Origin of the sequence: Vibrio penaeicida, assembly GCF_019977755.1 — a bacterium.
GTDB lineage: Bacteria > Pseudomonadota > Gammaproteobacteria > Enterobacterales > Vibrionaceae > Vibrio > Vibrio penaeicida.
Genome location: NZ_AP025145.1, coordinates 1,002,518 through 1,024,593, shown reverse-complemented (window position 1 = coordinate 1,024,593; position 22,076 = coordinate 1,002,518). Strand labels below are relative to the sequence as shown.

The window sequence follows — 22,076 nt, the reverse complement described above, 5'->3', positions numbered from 1 at the left end:
GGACGAATTCGACCCTTACGAGTACCTACTTGCAGCAAGTATCAAAAATGAGCCATAGAATGAATAGGGTTGTTAATAATTTGAAGGGTAACTGATATCAGGATTAGAGAATCTATGAAGAAGTAAGCGCCTGTAAACCTTTTCTAGAGCAACATAAGGGCAACAGATGATACTCAAAAATAAAGGAAGTATTTGAGTATCATGATCTTGCTGCTCTAAACAATAATGACTTTTATGTTTTGTTCAATAAGCGCTTGTTTGTGTTCTTCAGATATCCCACTGTCAGTAATAAGAACATCAACGGTACTGCACGGTATCACTTTGTACACACTGACTTTTCCAAATTTGCTGGAATCGGTCACTACCACTGTTTTCTTGATAGATTCACACATAACACGATACAAACGAGCCTCGTGCTCACTGTGTGTCGTAATACCGTAATCCAAGTGAATACCATCCACACCCATAAAAATCTTATCGAAGTGGTAATCTTTCAAGCTTGACTCGGCTTGGGGGCCATAAAATGATTGGCTGTCACAACGTAACGTTCCACCTGTTATCATGACATCCAAACCAGACGAATTGGACAAAGTCGAAACAATATTCAAGCCATTTGTCATCACGACTAAATCAGATTTATCCGCAATGAGTTTGGCTATGTATTCTGTCGTTGTCCCTGCCCCAAGAATGATCGCATCTTTGGGCTGAATGTGTTTCACCGCTTCTTTTGCTATGGCGAGCTTTTCTGGCGTGTGGTGGGTCAATTTAATTTTGTTCGATGATTCAGCCAAAGAAGACTGATTACGAATAGCCCCGCCATGAGAACGTATTAGCAAACCTTTCTCGTCAAGGTAGTCGAGGTCATTCCGTATTGTTACTAGGCTTACATCGTGTAATTCGGATAGCTCGTTTACTGAAACACTGCCGTTTAAATTCAGCCTGTTTAGTATACTTTCCCTTCTTTTACTCGTTTGACTCATCTTGAGAAGCTACCCTCTTCGCAGTAAAATTTCGCGCTAACAACCAAAGCGAGGATTGTACATGAGGATAATTTTGATAACAATTACCCACCGTTAAGCCGAGAAGTAACGCAGAGTTATACTGTCCTCTAACCTACAAAATCGAAAAAATCGAGTACTCTAGAGCCCGTTTAATTCTTCCAACCGCGATGTGCCTTCCATCGGTCCGGTCACCGTTACAGAGCGCGAACCACACTTTGCCGCAATACGTAGGGCTTCCTCTATGTTTTGTCCTCTTACTCGACACGCAATATACGCGCCGCCAAAACAATCTCCGGCGCCTGTAGGGTCAACTTCGTCCACTGCGAAAGGCGGTTGTACGTACTTTTTGCTTTGAGTGAATACAGTCGCACCTTTTGAACCGCACTTTAAAACCACTTCCTTCACGTTAAAGTGTTCGAAGTAATCGTTAATTGCAGCACTCTGATCTTCAAACTTAGATAACGTCGTGATTTCCGCTTCACTTGGCAAATAGGTGTCGGTATTTTCAAGGATCTGGAGAAGTGAACGAGCCATTTTGTCATCTAACAATTCTTTACGAATATTAGGGTCAAAAGACACCGTTCCACCCTTTTCTTTTACTCGTCTTATAGCCTCAAGAGTAAGCTGTACGATGTCTTCGCTGATCAAAGAAGAACCCATGACATGAAGGTGCGTGCAATCTTTAAATACCTCTAGGTTCGCGTTGTCTAGACTCAGCTTTCCACAAGCGGCGTTTTTAATGTTGAAGATAAAATCACGGCTCCCATCCGAGTGATAAGTTACAAAGGCACTTCCGGTGGTTTCCTTCTCTAAAACGGTTATCCCACTCACATCGACGCCATCATTGCGAAGTCGATTGATGTTCAGTTCCCCAAACCCGTCATTTCCAACGGCAGACACAATGGCGCATTCCACTCCTAACTTAGCAACTTGGTCAATAAATATCGCAGGAGCGCCACTTGGAAACGGGCCAGAAAAAAGTCCGGTTTGTGATAATTGCTGGTTACGCTCTGTCGCCATTATCTCAACGACGATTTCGCCTATGGTTACAATTTTCATCATTTACCTTTCTTGTTTTTGTATACGTCTATTCCTACCGCGATGAGAATCACGATTCCTTTCACGATGAGAGAAACAAAGAAATCGACATTCATCAGGCTCATAACATTACTTAAAACAGCAATAATGAGCGCACCTATTAGGGTTCCAATGATGGTCCCTCTGCCGCCAGTTAGAGATGTCCCTCCGAGAACACAGGCTGCAATGGCATCAAGCTCCATTCCATTTGCTGATGTAGGTTGAGCCGAGAACATTCGGGACGCTAACATGACGCCGCCTATCCCGGCCATTAGCCCTGTAAGCATGTAGGAGTAGACCGTCGTTTTCGACACATTTATTCCTGAATAAGCGGCTGCTTCAGGGTTCCCACCCACGATGTATATTTTTCTTCCGAATGTTGATTTGGATAATAGAAAATGGTTGAGCGCAATCATCGCGATTAAAATGATGATAGGAAATGGTATTCCAAGGAAATAGCCATTAAATACAAACTCAAAGGGCGCATTGTCATAGAGAGAAATGGCTTTACCATCACTGGTCAGCATTGCGGCACCGCGCCAAATCCCCATAAAACTCATCGTGACGATAAAAGGGTGCACGCCTAACCATGTGGTTATAAACCCATTTGCAAACCCACAAAATACGGAAACACCTAGAGCGATGGGCAACATGAGTGAAAAAGGCAATCCATTCGTTAGCCCCACAACCAAAACCAGTCCAGTCAAAGCGACAATAGAACCAACAGATAAGTCTATTCCAGCCAATAAAATGGCGTAAGTCATCCCGAATGCAACAATCGCAACAATCGATGTTTGAAGCAATATGTTGGTAAAATTATTCATCGATAAAAAGTATTCAGATAGAAATGAAGACACGGCGATAAGTAGAATGAGCCCACCTAAAATCCCACCATACTCCTTTACGAACATCCTAATCATTTGAATCCACTCCTGTCGCGTATACCATAACTTTGTCCTGAGATAATCCTTTGGTACTCAATTCTTTAACGATTCGCTTATTGCGCATAACAAACAATCGGTCACTCATATTCAGCGCTTCTGGCAATTCCGAAGAAACCAAAATCACTGCTGTCCCTGTTGCCGTCAAATCTCGAATGATGCTGTAGATTTCAAATTTTGCGCCTACATCCACCCCTCGTGTGGGTTCGTCCAAAATCAGAATGTCTGGCTTTTTTTCTAGCCATTTAGCTAGCACGACCTTCTGTTGATTTCCTCCACTCAATGACCCAACAGATTGGTGTTCATCGTGAACCTTAATGTTCATTTTTTTGATGCTGCCTTTTGTAATTCGGAGCTCTTCGCTGGGGTTTCTGATGCCTGCGGTTGCCACATCTTCAAAAGAAGCAAGATTGCAATTGATATGCACACTGTGCTCTAGCACCAAACCTTCTTCTTTTCTGTTTTCCGTTACAAACGCAATCCCATGGCTTATCGCGACGCTTGGGCTAGATATGTTCAGCGACTTGCCCTTCACTTCAATACTTCCTTGATACGGCAACATGCCGAAAAGCGCATTCATAACATCGGAGCGACCTGAACCAACAAGCCCAAAAAAACCGACAACCTCACCAGCATGAAGATCAAAGCTGACTTCTTGGAAATAGGCCGGATTCGTTAACGTTCGGACCTTAAGAACAGGTTCGCCCAGCGGTTGTAGTTCATCAATTTTGTCGGGATAAATGTCGTCCATTTCTCGACCAACCATCATGGTGATCAATGAATCTATGTCCGTTTGCTCTTTTTCTACCGTGTCGATGTACTGTCCATCACGCATAACGGTAATGTCGTCTGAAATTCTCATGATTTCAGCCATTTTATGACTGACATAAACAACCGCTTTACCGTCGGACTTAAGTTCAGCAATGATGCGAAATAAAATTTCCACTTCTGAATCAGAAAGTGAAGAAGAAGGCTCGTCAAAAATAACGACTTCAGAAAAGTAGCTTAACCCTTTGGCTATTTCGACCAGCTGTCGCTGCGCCATGGACAGTGCGCTGACTTTTATCGTTGGGGAAATGGGTATCTTGTACTTTTCAAGAAGCGCCTTGGCGTTTTCTATCATTTTCGAGTCGTCAATGATTCCTCTCGTTTGAGGTTCATTGTTGGCATAAATATTTTCGGCAACGGTCAAGTTATTACATAGAGAAAGCTCCTGAAAGATAATCGCAATCCCGCTCTCTCTTGAATTCATTGGTGACTTGAAATTTACCTCGCGACCATTGCGTAGGATCTGACCTCGAGTGGGAAAATGGACACCGGCCAGCATTTTAAGTGTCGTGGACTTTCCACAACCATTTTCTCCCAAAATCGTGTGTACTCGACCCGATGACAACTGAATAGTAAGGCCATCCACGGCTTTTACCGCACCAAAATGCTTACTTAGATCTTTTGTTTCTAACAGAATTTTTTGCATAAAGACGTCCTGAATGAAATAGAGCTTCTCAGCTCTATTTCATTCCGATAACTACATTCCAGTGTAAAGAACAGGCACAATTGGGTATTCAGAATCGACTTTCTTACCATTTAAGTGATCAACGGCCGCTTTTACCGCAGTTTTACCCATAGTGTCGGCATCCTGTTTAACCACCCCAATAAGATGCGCATTGTCATCCACGGCTTTGATCCCTTCTGGCATACCATCAAAGCCAATAACAACGGCTTTTGAAGATTGCTTGGTTACCGCCAAGCCCGCACCAATCATCATGTCGTCACCAAACGCAAAAATCAGATCTGTCTCTGGATTGGCTTGAAGCATGTTAATCGTTGAGGTCATAGACTCCTCACGTGTTTTTCCAGGTTGCACAGCAACGATTTCAATGTCTGTATCAGCTACTGCATCACGGAAACCACGCAAACGGTTTTCTACTGAAGAAATGCCAGGGTAAGACAGCATCACTACCGTTCCCTTACCTTGTAAATGCTTCTTAGCGAGTTTCCCAGCTTCCACACCACCACCATAATTGTCGGTCGCAATATGTGAAACCACCTTACTGTTCTCCGCCCCTATATCCACTGTGAGCACGGGAATGTTGGCGCGCTCTGCTTTTTTCAAAGGTCCTCGGATGCCTTTAGAATCGACAGGTGAAATAATAATTGCGTCTACATTTTTAATTATGCAATCTTCGATATCACTGATTTGCTTAGCCAAATCTTGGTTCGCAATGGATACTTTTAAATCCGCTTTGTTTTCCTTCGCTCCTGCTTTTAAACCTTCACCTAAGGCAATGTAAAAAGGGTGCGATTGAGTAAGTAAAGAGGCACAAATGGTGTGTTCATTGGCAGCGTGAACGTTCATAGAGAACGCTGTCAAAATTGATAAAGAAGTAAATAGGTACTTAAAATTTTTCATCTTACTTTCCTTGTATTCCACGTTTGATTAGGACGTTATTCGTCCATTTATCTATTAGCAGCCTGCCCGTATATGTAACTGGTCACTCATTTATTTTAGATTACCCAGTTAGGTGTACGTTTTATGACCACCGAATTCAGCAAGTACAAAAATGACACAACAAGATATAAAAAGCAAAAGAAAGTTAACACAAGTTAGATGTTGATCAAATTTATTGATACATAAATCATTAAAACGCCGTAAAGTAGGTTTAAATGAATAATAAAATAAACTTATTGTGATAATAATCACACTAATTGGTATTTTGAGAGCATTTTTCAATCTATGTGATCAATCTGTTGTTTTTTTTGATCTCTTTCTTTTAAATTCCAACAACAACAAAAAGAAAGCTTTCGAAAGGATTATAAAGTGAAAGAATTGCTTAATTTGGTTACGCAGCATAAATCAGGGAAAAGAGTCGGTATCTATTCCGTCTGCTCTGCACACCCCTTAGTGTTAGAAGCGGCGCTAAAGCAGTGTTTACAAGATGGACAGCCCGTTCTCATCGAATCCACTTCCAACCAAGTAAACCAATTTGGTGGGTATACAGGGATGACCCCAATTGAATTTAGGGAATTGGTCTTTTCTATCGCTGAATCAATATCAATGCCTTTGGATAAAATTCTGCTGGGCGGTGATCATCTTGGTCCTAATTGCTGGCAATCAGAACCAGCAGCGTCTGCAATGAGTAAATCTGAAGACTTAATACGAAGCTATATAGAGGCGGGATTTCGAAAAATTCACTTAGATTGTTCAATGCCTTGTTCAGACGACCCCACACCGCTTAGTGATGAAACAATCGCGCATCGCGCAGCTGTTCTTTGCTTGGTAGCAGAAGAAACTTGGAAAGTCTTCGGCGGACCGGCACCTGTTTATATCATTGGCACTGAGGTACCTACACCAGGTGGCGCGTTAGAGCCACTTGATCATACCCTTGAAGTCACCGACGACAAAGCGGCAGAACAAACGATCAGAGTTCATAAAAAAACCTTTGAAAGCAAGGGTTTAGAAGAGGTTTGGCAACGGGTTATCGGTCTCGTTGTTCAACCCGGTGTCGAGTTTGATCACCACAACGTCGCGCATTATAAAACTGAAAAAGCAAAACCTTTAAGTAGCATGATAGAAGGTCACCAAAATCTGCTGTTTGAAGCACATTCCACCGATTACCAAAGCCAAAGCGCATACAGACAACTCGTCGAAGATCATTTCGCGATTCTTAAGGTGGGACCAGCCTTAACGTTTGCTCTGCGCGAGGCACTTTTTGCGTTAGCCGATGTGGAACAAGAATGGATAGACAAGAAAGAGAGCTCAGATCTTAAGAATGTAATCGAAGAGGTCATGACAAACGAACCGATTTATTGGCAGCGCTACTACGACACATCTGGTAAGCAGCAGTATATCGACAGGCACTACAGTTTGAGCGACCGCATTCGATATTACTGGCCAAATAAGAAGGTAAAACTGGCCGTAGAGCAGTTATTCGAAAATTTGGTTCACTCTCCTCCTCCAATAACGTTGTTAAGCCAGTACTTACCAAATCAGTCAAAAAAAATAAGCAATGGGGATATATCAAGCCACCCGAAAGACATCGTTTTAGACAAGATCATGGAAGTCACCAATACCTATAGCCAAGCGTGCCACTCAAACACGTAAGCACGAGTCATCACATTTAACTTTACCGCTTGCTCTCGCCGTTAGTCTCTTTAGATAACGCGGGCATTCATTAAAAGGGAAAATTTATGAACAACATCATAAATAGCAATTACTGGTTAAACAAAGCAAGGCATGAAGGTTACGCCGTTCCCGCGTTTAATTTTCACAACCTAGAAACAGTGCAAGTCATCTTAGATACTGCCAAAGCAATGGAATCCCCCGTTATTTTGGCTGGCACACCAGGCACCTATCAATACGGTGGTTCGAGAGAGCTTATCCATATGGTGAATGCGGCTGCGTATGAAAGGAATATCCAAGTTGTTATCCACCTTGATCATCACCATGAAATCTCTGATATAGAACAAAAAGTGAAGCTTGGTGTTCGCTCTGCAATGGTCGATGGTAGTGCTCTGCCATTGGAAGACAATATAAAACTCACAAAGGCTGCTGTTAACCTTTGCCACTCTTATGGCTGCTGTGTGGAAGCGGAAATTGGTCAGCTTGTAGGTCAAGAAGATGACTTGATTGTCGAATCGGTCGCGGACCCTTATACCAACCCTGAAGACGCGGTAAAGCTGGTAGAACAAACCAATATAGATTCACTTGCAGTAGCAATAGGGACGGCTCATGGGCTGTACAAAGACGAACCGAGACTAGACTTCGACCGCTTAGAGCGAATAGCAAAACTCATTGATATTCCTTTGGTATTGCATGGTGCATCGGGCGTCAGTGTTACGGATGTCCAGCGCTGCATTTCTCACGGCGTTGCTAAAGTCAACGTTGCTACTGAATTAAAAATCGCCTTTGCTGATTCCTTAAAACATGCGTTTAATGAGGATCCGACGGTCAACGATCCAAGAATTTACAACGAAGCGCCAAAAGCAGCCATGGCAAAGTTGGTTAAAGAAAAAATCTTGATGTGTAAAAGCGAAGGAAAACTTTAAGTTACTTGGAAAAATTAAGAACAAATTATGTGGCTCTTAATCCTGCATCTTGAGATTATTTGGGTACAAAGCGCCTGTTTTCATTGAAAAACATAGGCGCTTTTTCTTTCTAATGTCTTTCGACTCAAACCTGAATGGGCTATTTTACGACGATGCGTCCATTAATAGGCTGAACCGGACGCGCATTCATACCCGTCGATTGAGCAAACGTATCGATTTGATCTTTGCTCGCACTCAACGGCTCTTTCATTAACACCCAACGCACACCTTCGCTGCATGGTGGTGTGGTGAGTGAACCGTTAAAGCGGTAGTAATCTTGCTCCTCTGGCAACAACTGTGCGAGATCGAAACCCGCATCTAACGGTTTTTTCTCTTTAGATTTCAATGTGTCGCTCAGCAATGCTTTCAGAGACTGATTTGGCTTAGATTCCAGTTCATACATAATACCAACAACGGCCAACTCCCCTTTTGTATTGGCGTGTACAAAGTGAACTTCTAGTGGGAATTGTTTGCCTAGAATGGTGTTCTCGGAAGGCGTGTGGAAATGGAATTGCTTCAGTTCGTATTCTCCACCTTCTAAAGTAAGCGTATTGTGCCCTTCAACGTTCACTTGAATAGCGTGCCCATTATTGACAACTTCGGTCGCAGAACCATGATACGTCAGTGTTACTGGCTGCTTTTTCGCTTTTAGTGCGTCAGATATATTCACTGGCGACTGATTTTTCCCTTCCCCACACGTTGCGAACAGTTTTGCCCACTCGTCAACACCATGCTTTCCTTCATATGACCAATCTGCTGCCATCGAAGGTAGAGCAAATGATGAAGCCAAAACGCCTGCGACCAGTGTCAATTTTACATTTTTCATATAGTTCCCTCTTTCACTTAACAATTCTCACGCATTAACCAATTAAAGGTGAGGTATGAAAACCACGGAAACACTATATTGCGGAATGCCCTTAACTATTTTTATGCAATTAATGATTTCATTTCTCACATATTGCACTGATGTAACACATTGCATATCCCCTTACTTTTCTCGTGGTAAAAAGAGACACGCATCTATCCTTGATATTAATGCTAAATTATTAATATCTTTGTTATTAATTATTCTCTGCATTCCCAACTTTGTTACTGAATTTCTCGGATTACTTCTATGCTCTGCGTAGGCAATTCTTTATTATGTTTTCATCGAAATTGAGTAATCTCATACTCAAGCAATGGAGCACAAGTGCAAACCTATAAAGATGAAATATCACGTCTCGTTAAACTGGCTACCCCCATTCTTCTCGCATCTGTTGCACAAACGGGTATTGGATTCGTAGATACCGTAATGGCTGGTGGAGTAAGCGCAACCGATCTCGCAGGTGTTGCGATTGCCACCAGCATTTGGTTACCAACCATTTTGTTCGGAATCGGCATATTGATGGCGCTAGTGCCAATCGTAGCGCAGCTCAATGGAGCGAATCGTAAAAACGAAATTGCGAATGAAGTGCAACAGGCTATCGCAATGGGCTTGTTTGTCAGTGTGCCTATCATCTCTGTTTTCTTTCAAGTGCAGTGGATTCTTGGGTTAATGAATGTCGAGCCTAAACTTGAAGATATTTCAACAGGCTATATGAACATGGTGATGCCTGCGGTGCCTGCCGTTATGCTTTTTCAGGCATTTCGAAGTTTTACCGATGGTATGTCATTAACCAAACCCGCCATGGTCATCAGTTTTATCGGTCTTTTTGCGAACATTCCTCTGAACTGGATGTTTGTTTATGGGGAGTTTGGTGCACCTGCACTCGGTGGCGTTGGCTGTGGTGTGGCGACAACCATTGTTCAATGGTTAATGCTTTCTGCCATGGTATTTTATGTTGTGACCGCGCGAAAGCTCAAACCTATTGGCACTTTTTCTAAATTGTATTGGCCTAAATTCAGCGCTCAGCACAGGCTATTTAAATTGGGATTCCCAATTGCAGCGTCTATTTTCTTCGAGGTCACGCTCTTTTCCGTTGTTGCCATCATTATTGCGCCTCTAGGATCGGTTGTGGTTGCCGCGCACCAGATAGCGCTTAATTATTCCTCGCTTATCTTTATGCTTCCTCTCAGTTTAGGGGCAGCAGTGAGTATTCGAGTTGGGCACCAACTTGGAGAAAGTAACGCAAGCGGTGCCAAAGTTTCTGCCAATGTTGGGTTTATCGTTGGGTGCTCTCTTGCGGTGTTAACCGGTATTTTAACCGTGGTGTTTCGCGAGGCCATTACAGAGCTCTACACAGACAATGCTTCTGTCATTACCTTTGCCATGCATTTACTTCTGTTTTCTGCCGCTTACCAAATGGCAGACACCATCCAAGTTATCGCCGCTGGCGCACTTCGTGGCTATAAGGACATGAGAGCCATATTCTATTGCACCTTTGTGTCTTATTGGCTACTTGGTTTACCCGCCGGGTACGCGTTCGGGATGACGGATATCTTTGGCGAACCCATGGGCGCTGCAGGCTTTTGGGTAGGGTTTATTGTCGGGCTATCAGCAGCCGCTTTACTGCTGTCGCTCAGGTTGAAATGGATACACAAACAAGATGAATCCGTTCGTTATAGCTATATGGCTAAGTAATCGCTGAATTCATTGCGCCTGATACCTCAACCTTTAGAAAAATTCATAGGCTAGCTCACTAATAAAGAAGCTCCGACCTAAAAGTCGGAGCTTCTTTTTTTTGGTTTCAGTTGCGCTGTTCTTTCTTTGTTGAATTACACCTCAGTTTCTTTTAAAGCGGTAAGAAAATATGCCACGCCATTTTCATCGTTTGACCGCGTCCTTGTGCACTGAGGAATCGCTTCAACTAACTCGTGCATCGCATTACCCATAACGACGCCTTCGCCCGCTTGTTGCAGCATTTCTAAGTCATTCATTGCATCACCAAAGGCAACAACATCGTTCATGGTTATGCCTTTCTTCGATAAAAAATGCTTTATCGCTTCTGCTTTAGAAAGCCCTTTCATCACAATGTCGATGGTGTTTGGGGAGGACTTGCAAATATTGGTATGTTCGCCAAATTCCTCTTTTAAGATCATGCAGTAATGGTTCACTTGTTCTTCACTTCCTTGAAGCAAAATTTTAAGTGCTTCTATACTCTTTATCTCTTCTTCCGTGATGTAATCACAGGTTAACCCCGACTGGGCTATGTACTCTTCAAAGAAAGGGTTCTCTTCAACCATGTGCCAACCTTTTTCCGAAAACACCGTAATATGGAATGGAAGATCTATCACCCGGTTCAATAGGGACTCACTCAATGTTATTGGTAAGCACTGTGTAAACTGTGCGTAAGATTCGGCGCCTTTAATCATCGCCCCGTTGCAAGAAACAATAACCGGATTAAACGAAAGCCCAGTGAGTGCACGTCTAGCGTCTGTGTCAAAGCGCCCAGTTGCCACCATTACCGTAACGCCATCCTGATGAAAGTCTTCCAGTACCTGAATCGTTTCACGTGATAACTCCCCTTGGCTATTCAATAGAGTTCCATCGAGATCCGATACAATTGCTTGAAACATATAATATTCCTTTAGAGAAAGCCGCTACAGAGCGGCTTAAGTCAACCAATAAATTAGAGCATTACAAAGCGATAGCTTTTGTTCCTTCAACGGCATGTTTTAGGCTTTTTGATAACACGTCTTGTGATGCCGTAAGTAGATCCACATTCATAATGAATCGATCGAACACCTCTTGAACGTGTTGCTTAGAAAGCTCGTTAGAATCGAAAAACAGCTTTAACATCAAGTTGTCTGGCGTTGGAACCAAGCACAAAACCGTTTGGTGGTTACTTCCACTCACGACGTCAACCACTTCATATTCAAAAGGTGGTTTTTCCTCTGTTTCACCATCCGGCATGTTTTCAAACACAAATAAGCTGCCAAATGGTGAGGTCGGTACCCATTGCTCATCGTAGTGATTAATCTCATGGAAAGCGTATTGCTGCCTATCAAGCTGGCTTAGCGCAATGTCCTCCAAATGTTTCCCTACGGATTTGTTCTTTATCCCTTTTACTCGTAACACTGGGCTGGCAACAAATAAACCAAATAGAGACTCAACATTGTCGATTTCCGCTGGTCTGTCACTCATGGTGGTACCAATACAGATGTCTTCGGTATCCAAAACCTCTGCCAAGGTTGCACACCAAGCCAATTGTGTTATCTGATTCGGTGTGTAACCACTGGTTTCCGCAAACTGATAAAGCTTGCTTGTTTGGGCTTGTGTGAGCTGACCACCAATACCCTTCATCCGCTTTTCTACAAACGTATCTATGGGTTTCTCGTTAGACAACGGTAAGCGTTGATTCAAAGATGCCCCTTTTAGGTAGTCTCCCCAAAATGCTTCCGCTCCTTCACGATCAAACGTGTTCAGTAAGTACTCTGGGAAAGGCTCAAAGCTTAACGGTGTGACCGAAACAGGTTTACCTGACATTAGTGCTCGATAGTCCTTCATCAACTCGGCATTTAAAATTCCAACCGACCATCCATCAAACAAAATATGATTGAAGGTTTGAATTAGATAGTGCCTGCCTTGTGATGCGCGAATACACACGAGTTTTATCAGTGGCGCATGTTCGATATTGAACGGCGTATTCCGCTCTAACAACGTTTTGTCACGTATTTTTTGTTCTAGCCGTTCGTTATCAACTTCTGTCCAATCCATCATTTCAAAGGGGATTGTCACCTTCTTTTTAATAAACAGATTAGGGTAGCCTGCAAACGCTTTGTCGGTAAACCCGGCTCTTAACACATCGTATCGTTGAGCCGCTAAATTCCACGCTTGTTCAAGTATTTCTGGATCAAAATCCCCCTTAATTTCTGTGACATTTTGGTCTATCTGAAAATCTGGGTTTATCCGGTTAAAGTACATTAGCTCACGTTGAACGCCTGTTGCTTGATACACGGATTCAATCTCAAACTGGTTTTGAATCCGATCAAGCTCTTCCATACTGATTTTTGAATTAGGAAAGTCGCTCGGCGTAAAGGTTTCACGCAAGTTTTCTTGTGTGCAGTGATCAATGATGGCTTCTAGGCTTTCAATAAAATCGTGGGCAATTTTAGCCACTTTTTCTTGTTTGAAGCTGCCTAACACGTCCATGTGCAATTGGTTATCTTGAACCCGACCTGCCACAGTAAGAACATTGTCACTCTTATTCGTAGCGGCTATTTCCTCGCCAGAATATTGGTTTGCCAATGTCCACGAATTCGCTTCTTGGCTCGCGCTAAATTGACCGAGGTAATTAAAGCTCACCTTTGGCAACACCTGCTGTTTTAGGCGATTTGTTTTCGAGGGTAAGAAACTTCTCAACGCGCCATAACCCAACCCTTTTTGCGGAATTTGGCGCAAGGTTTCTTTGTTTGTTCGAATACTCGCAGCAAGGCTGTTTTCGCTGAGGATTTTGACTGGGAACGCCGTCGTGAACCAACCGACAGTTTGGTTAATGTCGTATTGTTCTCCAATGTTTTCTCGACCGTGTCCTTCCAGCGTTATGTATGAATCGTCATTACCATGCCATCCCTTAAGGCTCATGCCTAAAGCCGTTAAGAGCAAATCATTGATTTCCGTTTTGTAAACGTGGTTCGCCTCGGCCAGTAATTTCGATGTTCTGACAGGATCCAGCGTTACCTTTGCCACCGTCGTTTCCGGCGTTACGTCTGGGTGCTCCTGATAATCGGGCTGATCTTTCGTTTGATCGAGCCAATATTCTTGCTCACTTGAATGATGTTTCGCGTAGTCCTTAACCGCTAACACCCATTGGCGATAACTTGTGCCTTTTTCTTGTGGTTGCTCACCTTCATAGAACCTTTCTAAGTCATCGACGATGATACGCCAAGACACAGAATCCATGACCAAGTGATGGAACGCACAGTAAATCATCGACCCTGTGCTCTCATCCCCCTTGCTTTCACGACTCTTGCTATCACCACCGTCCAAGTACACAAACTTCCAAAGCGGTCCGTTTTCGATATCGAAGTCGCTCTGCCATTGTGTCATTAAGTTATGGATTTGGTTTTGAGTATCCCTTAAATCGCAACACAACACCGCTGGCACATGAACGTTATCAATATATTCTTGCGCGACAACACGGCTATTTTGGCGTGTAAAACGTAATCTCAGCGCATCGTGCTGATCCACCAACTTTTGAATTGCGACATTCAAGCGGCTTTCGTCTAAGTTGGGGACTTGAATCAGAAAAGACTGATTAAAGTGATTAGAATTTGCCAATTTCAGTTCATCAAACCATTGCTGAATGGGCAATAAATCGAACTCGCCAGCAAGGTTACCCTGCTCCGACACAATGTCATTTTGTGTGTCATTTTCGGCAATGTACTTAGCCAGCAATTCGATGGTCTTGTTCTCAAAAATGGCGCGAGTGGTACACACATATCCAAGCTTTCTGAGTTCCGTTGTCACAAGAATACTCTGGATGGAATCGCCACCAATTCGGAAGAAATTATCCCTAACACCTATCTTTTTGAGCTCCAATACCTGCATCCAAACAGCACAAAGATCTCTTTCTATCTGTGTTCTCGGCGCTACGTAATTGTCATCGTCTATCATGGTGGGTTCTGGTAGCGCTCGTTTATCGAGTTTCCCGTTCACCGTTAGAGGAATGCTCTCTAGCACCGTAAAGCTGGATGGCACCATGTAATCCGGAAGTTGGTTTTCTAACGTCTGGCGTACTTCTTCAATTTGGCAAGTCTCGTTTGTCGGTACGATATAGGCGGCCAGAGACTTATTACCATCTTCTTCGATATCAATCACGACAGCCTGTTTAACCCCTGAAACCTGGTTTAACCTACTTTCGATTTCACCCAGTTCAATTCGGAAACCCCGTATTTTAACTTGGCAATCATTACGACCGAGGTACTCTAAATTTCCACATGGTAGCCAACGTACGAGATCGCCTGTTTTGTATAGCCTACTCTCTTGATTATCCATCTCGCTATTTTGTGTAAATGGGCTCGATAGGAATGCCTTCTCCGTTAAGTCCGGTCGATTTAAATAGCCACGAGCTAACCCACTGCCTCCAATATACAGTTCACCAATGGCACCTTGAGGGAGTGGCTGTAGTTGCGAATCCAACACATGCAACTCACGATGAGGCACAGCCGCACCAATGGGTATGGTTTTGTCTGTAAGACCGGATTCTATTTCATAGGTCGTCGTAAATGTTGTGCATTCCGTCGGACCGTAACCATTAAGAATATGATCGGGCTTGTGTGGAGATTCCGCTAACTCCTTCATAATTTCTGGTGTTAACGCTTCGCCACCAACGAGTAAGTACTTCAAGTTAGCAAAAAGGGTTTTGTCAGCAATATAGAGGTAATCAAACAGGCTGCGTGTCACCCACAGAATGGATACGTCTTCTATTACACTCCTAAAACGTTCAATGTTACTTGCCAGCTCTTTGGTGTCGGCAGGAATGATGAGTTTGCCACCGTTTAGTAACGCGCCCCAAATTTCTAGCGTCGCCGCATCAAACACTGGGCTGGACAGGAACAGGAAGGTGTCGCGGCTATCAATGTCGATGTAGTTCGCGTGAACAACAAGATCGACCATGGAATGTTGCTCAATCATGACGCCTTTGGGGTTACCCGTGGTTCCGGAGGTATAGATGATCGCGCCTAAGCTGTCACTACTGGATTGACATATCACATTACTGCTCGAATTCAGGTGCGCGCTTAGATCCAAGTCATCGACAGCAACCCAGCTTGCATTTGTGTGCCTTGCTTGAAGCGCTTCACTATCAACTAAAGATTGCCTGTCTGCCAGCACCAAGCTAACACCTGTATCCGCGAGGATAAATGAAGCCCTCTCTACTGGGTAGGTGGTGGATACTGGTACATAAGCGCCACCCGCCTTGAGTATCGCCAGCATACTGATCACTAGATCGATGGATTTATCTTGATACAGGGCGATGCAAGTATCCGGTTCCAAGTCGGTTTGGTACGCTTCTCGGTGCCAATTTTGAATGTAGTGCGCCAGCGCATTGGCTTTACTATTTACTTGCTCATACGTGAGCTGCTGCTGTTCGGACTCTAGCGCAATAGCGTTTGGTGTCTGATTGGCATGATGCTCAAACCAATGCTGTAGAGTATGAGTGGATCGTTGGCTTTGGCTGCAGCGGCTCACTTGGTATGTGGGCTCAGCTACGATATTTTTCTGTAGCAACGTGGTATCGCCCAGCGATGAATTGAGTATGCTAACCAGTAAGTTAAGCAGCCGCTGGGAAGACACTTCACCTAACCATTCCTGACCGTACTTAAGAACAAGGCTCATCGATTCATCGTGTTCATACGCCATCAGTACAAGCGGGTAATCCAGTTTTTCGACAGAAGAACGGAATTCGATATGAGCGCCAATGCCCTCCGTTACCTTCTCCGGCATTGGGTAGTTTTCAAATACCATAATGCTGTGGAACAAACGCTCGCCATCGGATTGCAGATCCGACAATGCGATATTACTGTGACTGTTCAGCTCCGAGATAGATTCTTGGATACCATTTAGCACTTGCTGAACCGATTGTTCCTCACACCAATTGACGGTAAGTGGCAAGGTATTGATGTATAAGCCAACACTCTTTTCTATTCCTTCGACCGGAATGGCTCGTCCTGAAACGATGGTGCCGACGTTGGTTTGTTCATCTTGAGTGAAAACTTGAATCAATTTATGCCACGCAAACTGAAGCGCCACGTTTGCAGTAACACCCGAAGACACACATTGTCTTTTCAACTCGTGGTATGCGTCTCCATCAATGCGTAGTGACGATTCTGATGGGTTGGGTATTTCATCAATATCAGTCAATGGCACTTTTTTATCAAACATGACACTTACGTCGTTCGCTTGTTCAAATAACGCCTTCTTGTCTTGCCAAAACGCATCTGTTTCTTTTTGCTGGCTAGACAAGAATGCTTGCGCGTCGAGGTAAGTGTTCTCTGGGTTTACTCGTATCTCGCCCCCGTTCTCACTCGCATCATAATACTCATGCACTGCGCCTAACAGGAGTGGGATACTCCAGCCATCACAAATGGAGTGGTGCTCTGTTTTCAACAAGGTATAACGCTGTTCTGCGAGTTTAATAACGACAAATCGAATCAGTTTTGGCTGGGACAAATCAAACGCTTTGTTTCGATCCAAACGCTGAATGTTACCAATTTCAATTTCTTGCTGATCTGGCGAAAGTGAGGTTAAGTCAACGCACTCGAAATCCTCTTCGGTTAACTTCGCATTGCGGTGAACAATTTGGATGATTTCACCGTCTTCCCAATCGAAGCTGGTTCGAAGAATAGGAAACGTCTCTGCTGCTAACGTCCAAGCTTTAACATACGTTTTTATGTCAAGCGCACACGCATAATCCAGTAGTAATTGAACTCGGTAGGCATCGTCGTTTGGGTGATTAAGGCTGTGGAATACCAAGCCGCGCTGCAAATGCGTTGCTGGGTGAATAGCCTCAATATCGGCAAAGCGGTTTTGTAATCGCCTTAGTCGACTAATCGAAAGCGACGGTACTGCGTAGTCACTTGGCGTTTTAATTCCGCCTTTATTCCCCAGCATATCTGTATGATCAATAACGTTTATCAGCGAATCTTTTAGCGCTTTTTCAAAAGCAAATGTGGATTCAGAGTTAAGACGCGAGTCGATATAGATAACAAGTTCGTCGTTCGTTACAACACAATTGAGTGCCAGCGCAGTTTTATCGTGGTTTCCTTCACCAATAGTTTGTCCGACGTTCTCTGGGCGAATTGCCCAATACTCATCTTCCCCTTTTGTACTCAGCTGCCCAAGGTAGTTGAAACTGACATTTGGCAGTGCGTAGTCGCCAAAATCGGGGGAATGATAGAAAGTACCAAATACCGCACCTTTATTCGGAATGCTTCGCACGGTTTCTTTGACTGAAATAACGGTGTCTTCAATGCCAGTTCCGGTACTCAATGCTATCGGGCTGATACTGGTAAACCAACCTACTGTTTGTGTGACATCGGCTCGTTCATTAATCGCTTCTCGACCATGCCCTTCCAGCAGTACATGTTGTGTTGACGAACCGGTCACCATTTTTAAGGCGATTGCCAACGCACTGAGTAACAGGTCATTAATTTCCGTATGGTAGCCGTGGTTCGAGCTGCGCAAGAGCTTGGAAGTTAACGTGCTATCCAAAGAAAGCGTTGATTGAGTCGATTCTATTTTCGCTACAGGCAAACGCTCAACATTTTCTAAAGTCGAACGCCAATACTCTTTTTCGTTCGGGTGCGCTTGTGCGTAGTCGAGAAGCAGTTGAGACCATTGGCGGTAACTGGTGCCTTTCTGAGTAAACTCACCGCCTTCAGTGAGATGCTTTATGTCATTCACTAGAATACGCCATGAAACCGCATCCATGATTAGGTGGTGAAATGCGAAGAATACATGGCTCGTCCTCGCCGGTGCGTTTTTCAATAACGCGACGTTCCAAAGTGGTCCTTCAAACACATCAAAATTTGATTGAAACTGGGTTAACGCAATTTGATCTTTGACGTAATCTTCCCCTATTTCTAACACTTGAATATTAGGGGCAGCCATGTGTGATTCATAGGTTTGAATGACTTCCCCATCTTCCAAACTAAAGCGCGCACGCAATATGTCGTGATGCTTTGCCACCTTTGTCAAAACATCATTGAGTTTTTCAACACCTAAGTCGTTTGGTATCGAGAAGGTAAACGCTTGGTTCCAGTGGTTTTGGTTGGTGAAAGATTGGTTGAAAAACCACTTCTGGATGGCATTGAGTGATAAGCGCCCTTTTAGGCTGCCTTGCTCACTGAACGGTTGCAGTGATGCTCCTCTATCTTGCATCAATTCGTTATTGTTTTTGATTCTCTTGGCAAGCTGCGCAATGGTTGGCTGGCTGATGATATCTTTTACATCCAACGTATAACCTATTTTTCTTAGCTCCGTTGTGACCAAGATAGCCAGTATCGATTCGCCGCCAATGCGGAAGAAATTGTCGGTTACACCCACAGACTCGACCGCGAGTGTTTTCTTCCATATATCGCAAAGGTCGCGCTCGATTTGATTACTAGGAGCAACATACAAATCCGACGAATCAATAGCGGGTTCAGGTAATGCCGATTTATCCAGCTTTCCATTCATCGTGATGGGTAAGCTATCGAGCGAGGTAAAGCTCGACGGCACCATATACTCAGGCAACTTGGCTTCTAATGTTTCCCGAATGGTTTCAGTGTCTACGGCTGTTCCTTCAAACTCAGCTTCTTCAAACTTGGCTTCTTCAAACGTAGCTTCTTTAAATGTATAGTACGCAGCGAGTACTTTTATGCCTTCATTTTCCCTGTCTACTACCGCCGCTTGAGCAATACCTTCAATGTCAGCAATGGCAGCTTCAATTTCACCCAATTCGATTCTAAATCCTCGAATTTTCACTTGGCTGTCGTTACGACCGAAGTATTCAAGATTTCCGCATGGTAGCCAACGCACTAAGTCACCCGTTTTGTACATCTTGTCAAAACCAAGCTCTATGTCTTCTGCGGTAGCATATGGGTTTTCTACAAAACTAGACTGCGTTAAGTCATCTCGATTTAAGTAACCACGAGCCAGACCCGCACCGCCAATGTATAGCTCCCCAACCACACCTTCAGGCACTAACGTGCGTTGCTTGTTCAATACATACAATTTTCGATTGAGTATCGCTCGGCCAATTGGCAGTGTATTGTGTGTTTCATTACGCTGAATGCGATAGGCGGTAGACACCGTCGTTGCTTCTGTCGGACCGTAACCATTCACAATAATGTCTGGTCGAGACGCTTGATTGGCTATTTGATTCATGAGAGATGGCGTTAGGGCCTCTCCCCCAATCATAAGGAATTTTAGAGAGTTAAATACGTCATTATCGGAGACATAAAGGTGATCAAACAAAGCTGTCGTTGTGGCTATCATGTTGACGTTGTATTGCTGCAACATGGCTTTAAAACCTGCAACGTCACTGGCCATTTCTCTTGTATTGCCCGGAACAACCAATGTCGCCCCGTTCAACAACGCTCCCCATATTTCAAAGCTTGAAACGTCAAATACTGGGCTAGATAAAAAAATGAACACATCCGTTGCTTCAATTTCTACAATACTCGGCTGCGCCACCAACGAAGTTATCGAATGTTGCTCTACCATCACCCCTTTAGGGTTTCCGGTGGTACCAGACGTATAGATGATGGCGCCCAGATCGCGTGCTCCTGCGACAGGTTTCAAATTCGCTTTGCTGCGTGAATTGCCCAGTTCTGTGTTATCTGTAGCAAGTAAATAAGGCGAAACTTCTAGGTTCTGACACGCTTCGCTGAGTGCAACCAGTGACTCGCTGTCGGTCAAGACCATACTTGCATGCGTATCTTGAAGAATGTACTGAATTCGCTCCGACGGATAGCCAACCGCCATAGGAACGTAGGCAGCTCCCGCCTTAAGAATTGCAATGGCATCAATGAGGAATTGAACCGATTTTTCTTTAAAAATAGCAATCTTACTATCCGGTTCAACAGCCTTGCCATGGCTAGAAAAATACAGCGACCTGATCTCTGAAGCTAACTGATTCGCGCGTTCATTCACTTCTTTATACGTTAAAGAAATATCATGATTTTTGAGTGCGACATTATTTGGATGGCTTTCCACCATCTGTTCAAAACGTTGGCTGATTGAAGATAACTCGGCTGAGGTCTCGTCGTGAGTTGAACCGAACTGGTTCAGCCGTTGAATTTCTTTTTTTGGAGACAGCACTAGTGAGTTTAATGGCGCTTCAGGATTCAACATGGCTTGTTCGAGTAATGCCGTAAAGTAAGCGGGGATGGATTGCGCACGTGCAGGGTCAATAAGAGAACTGCGGAATCGAATCGCGAAGTCAAAGTGCGTTTCACTCTCCATATACTCCACAATCATTTTGGCAGAACCAATATCCGCGTGCACATCCTCCATTTCCTGCACTTCGCAATGTTCAATGGATAGCCCTATATCTCGTCTTACGGCTTGTGAGATTGCGATGTCTACATTTCGGATACCACTCGCTTTGGCAAGGGCAAGCGTCGGCAATTCATTGTATCGACGTTTGCCTTTTTGGTAGGTTTTCCCGAAGGAAGCGACGTTTTCATTGTAAAGTTCTTTAAACGAGCGTTCTTGGCTAATGTCTATCGGCAAAACCGCGGAGTTCACATTGGATCCAAGTGATATCGATCGCCCTTCTTTTATGGCAACGGGATACCCTAAACCAAAGCTCTCAACGCCACTGCATATAGCGATCAACGAACCCCAAACCTGCGAAAAAACGAAGAAAGGAGAAACACGGCGAAGTGAAGACCGCTGTTTTAAGGAGTCCCACTCTGTTTTCGCAAGTGTAAAGTTAACAGCCTGTACATCGACCTCAACCTCTTGTGCGCACTCAAATGGAATCGCACTGCTCAAGTCAAGGTTGCGTACCCTCTCTTTCCAGTAATCTTCTCCCCCTTCAGCAATGAGTTCATCCACACTGTCCTGCATGGCAACATTCGCATGGTGAATCTCCGACTCAGATAACCATACATGGCTATAATCGCCTATATAGTATTGGCTGATGACGTTTCCAAACTCTTCTAATGAGGCTCCACCTAAAAGAAGGTGGCTTATGACGATAACAAAGTCGTGCGTATTTTCATCGATTTTGAAAAGCCCAACGCGATACAACGGTCCCTTGTCTAATCGGATTGGCTCTTGGATAAATTGCGAATAACCATTCCGCCCTTCGAAATGTTGAAAGCTTGGTATCGTTGTATTCTTAACCCAGTACAAAGCACCATCTTCTTCACTGATGTGTCTTCCGAATAACACATGGTCTTCAAACAATTTGGTACAAGCAGTCTCTAACTGGTTAATGTTGAGATCACCTGAAATTCGCTGACCATATACCATGTTGTAGTCATAGCTATCCGGATTAAGTTTGTATTCGTTCCAGAACAAATAAGAGTATGGAGATGCGGTAATTTTTTTCATTTTTTT

Annotated in this window: 11 protein-coding genes; 3 read left to right on the top strand and 8 right to left on the bottom strand. The window is 43.9% G+C overall.

Annotation, left to right across the window (positions count from 1 at the left end; translation table 11 throughout):
• Positions 1 to 215: 215 nt before the first annotated feature.
• The 5 genes from agaR to LDO37_RS22835 form a co-directional block, all read right to left on the bottom strand.
• Complete coding sequence (agaR, locus tag LDO37_RS22855) at positions 216 to 980, bottom strand: transcriptional repressor AgaR (RefSeq protein WP_126608247.1); 765 nt, start codon at positions 978 to 980, stop codon at positions 216 to 218.
• Between the two features lie 159 nt (positions 981 to 1,139).
• Positions 1,140 to 2,063 (bottom strand): sugar kinase, encoded by a 924-nt coding sequence (locus LDO37_RS22850; protein ID WP_126608246.1) that lies wholly within the window; start codon positions 2,061 to 2,063, stop codon positions 1,140 to 1,142.
• Positions 2,060 to 2,998 (bottom strand): ABC transporter permease, encoded by a 939-nt coding sequence (locus LDO37_RS22845; protein WP_126608245.1) that lies wholly within the window; start codon positions 2,996 to 2,998, stop codon positions 2,060 to 2,062. The genes LDO37_RS22850 and LDO37_RS22845 overlap by 4 nt, the downstream gene beginning before the upstream one ends.
• Positions 2,991 to 4,493 (bottom strand): sugar ABC transporter ATP-binding protein, encoded by a 1,503-nt coding sequence (locus LDO37_RS22840; RefSeq protein WP_126608244.1) that lies wholly within the window; start codon positions 4,491 to 4,493, stop codon positions 2,991 to 2,993. The genes LDO37_RS22845 and LDO37_RS22840 overlap by 8 nt, the downstream gene beginning before the upstream one ends.
• Before the next feature lie 51 nt (positions 4,494 to 4,544).
• Positions 4,545 to 5,429 carry a substrate-binding domain-containing protein gene (locus LDO37_RS22835; RefSeq protein WP_126608243.1) on the bottom strand — a complete coding sequence of 295 codons (885 nt, stop codon included), beginning with the start codon at positions 5,427 to 5,429 and terminating at the stop codon, positions 4,545 to 4,547.
• A 408-nt stretch (positions 5,430 to 5,837) separates the two neighbouring features.
• Between LDO37_RS22835 and LDO37_RS22830 the strand changes: the two genes are divergently transcribed.
• Both LDO37_RS22830 and gatY read left to right on the top strand, forming a co-directional pair.
• On the top strand, positions 5,838 to 7,121 hold the full coding sequence (locus LDO37_RS22830; protein ID WP_126608790.1) for a D-tagatose-bisphosphate aldolase, class II, non-catalytic subunit: 1,284 nt from the start codon (positions 5,838 to 5,840) through the stop codon (positions 7,119 to 7,121).
• 86 nt (positions 7,122 to 7,207) lie between these two features.
• The gene (gene gatY / locus LDO37_RS22825; protein ID WP_126608789.1) at positions 7,208 to 8,065 is read left to right on the top strand and encodes a tagatose-bisphosphate aldolase subunit GatY; all 858 of its coding nucleotides are present in this window, start codon (positions 7,208 to 7,210) and stop codon (positions 8,063 to 8,065) included.
• A 139-nt stretch (positions 8,066 to 8,204) separates the two neighbouring features.
• On the opposite strand, the gene LDO37_RS22820 is transcribed toward gatY, so the two are convergent.
• Positions 8,205 to 8,930 (bottom strand): carbonic anhydrase, encoded by a 726-nt coding sequence (locus LDO37_RS22820; RefSeq protein ID WP_126608788.1) that lies wholly within the window; start codon positions 8,928 to 8,930, stop codon positions 8,205 to 8,207.
• 363 nt (positions 8,931 to 9,293) lie between these two features.
• On the opposite strand from LDO37_RS22820, the gene LDO37_RS22815 reads away from it, so the two are divergent.
• The gene (locus tag LDO37_RS22815) at positions 9,294 to 10,664 is read left to right on the top strand and encodes an MATE family efflux transporter (RefSeq protein ID WP_126608787.1); all 1,371 of its coding nucleotides are present in this window, start codon (positions 9,294 to 9,296) and stop codon (positions 10,662 to 10,664) included.
• A gap of 134 nt (positions 10,665 to 10,798) precedes the next feature.
• Here LDO37_RS22815 and LDO37_RS22810 read toward each other — a convergent pair whose 3' ends face one another.
• Positions 10,799 to 11,599: an HAD family hydrolase gene (locus tag LDO37_RS22810; RefSeq protein WP_126608786.1), complete on the bottom strand. Its 801-nt coding sequence runs from the start codon at positions 11,597 to 11,599 to the stop codon at positions 10,799 to 10,801.
• A gap of 61 nt (positions 11,600 to 11,660) precedes the next feature.
• Positions 11,661 to 22,070: a non-ribosomal peptide synthetase gene (locus LDO37_RS22805; protein WP_185829874.1), complete on the bottom strand. Its 10,410-nt coding sequence runs from the start codon at positions 22,068 to 22,070 to the stop codon at positions 11,661 to 11,663.
• Positions 22,071 to 22,076 lie beyond the last annotated feature (6 nt).

Excerpts from the sequence above, each read along its gene's own strand:
- LDO37_RS22840 (WP_126608244.1), bottom strand. The coding sequence starts at position 4,493 with ATGCAAAAAATTCTGTTAGAAACAAAAGATCTAAGTAAGCATTTTGGT.
- agaR (WP_126608247.1), bottom strand. The coding sequence starts at position 980 with ATGAGTCAAACGAGTAAAAGAAGGGAAAGTATACTAAACAGGCTGAAT.
- LDO37_RS22845 (WP_126608245.1), bottom strand. The coding sequence starts at position 2,998 with ATGATTAGGATGTTCGTAAAGGAGTATGGTGGGATTTTAGGTGGGCTC.
- LDO37_RS22805 (WP_185829874.1), bottom strand. The coding sequence starts at position 22,070 with ATGAAAAAAATTACCGCATCTCCATACTCTTATTTGTTCTGGAACGAA.
- LDO37_RS22850 (WP_126608246.1), bottom strand. The coding sequence starts at position 2,063 with ATGATGAAAATTGTAACCATAGGCGAAATCGTCGTTGAGATAATGGCG.
- LDO37_RS22810 (WP_126608786.1), bottom strand. The coding sequence starts at position 11,599 with ATGTTTCAAGCAATTGTATCGGATCTCGATGGAACTCTATTGAATAGC.
- LDO37_RS22820 (WP_126608788.1), bottom strand. The coding sequence starts at position 8,930 with ATGAAAAATGTAAAATTGACACTGGTCGCAGGCGTTTTGGCTTCATCA.
- gatY (WP_126608789.1), top strand. The coding sequence starts at position 7,208 with ATGAACAACATCATAAATAGCAATTACTGGTTAAACAAAGCAAGGCAT.
- LDO37_RS22835 (WP_126608243.1), bottom strand. The coding sequence starts at position 5,429 with ATGAAAAATTTTAAGTACCTATTTACTTCTTTATCAATTTTGACAGCG.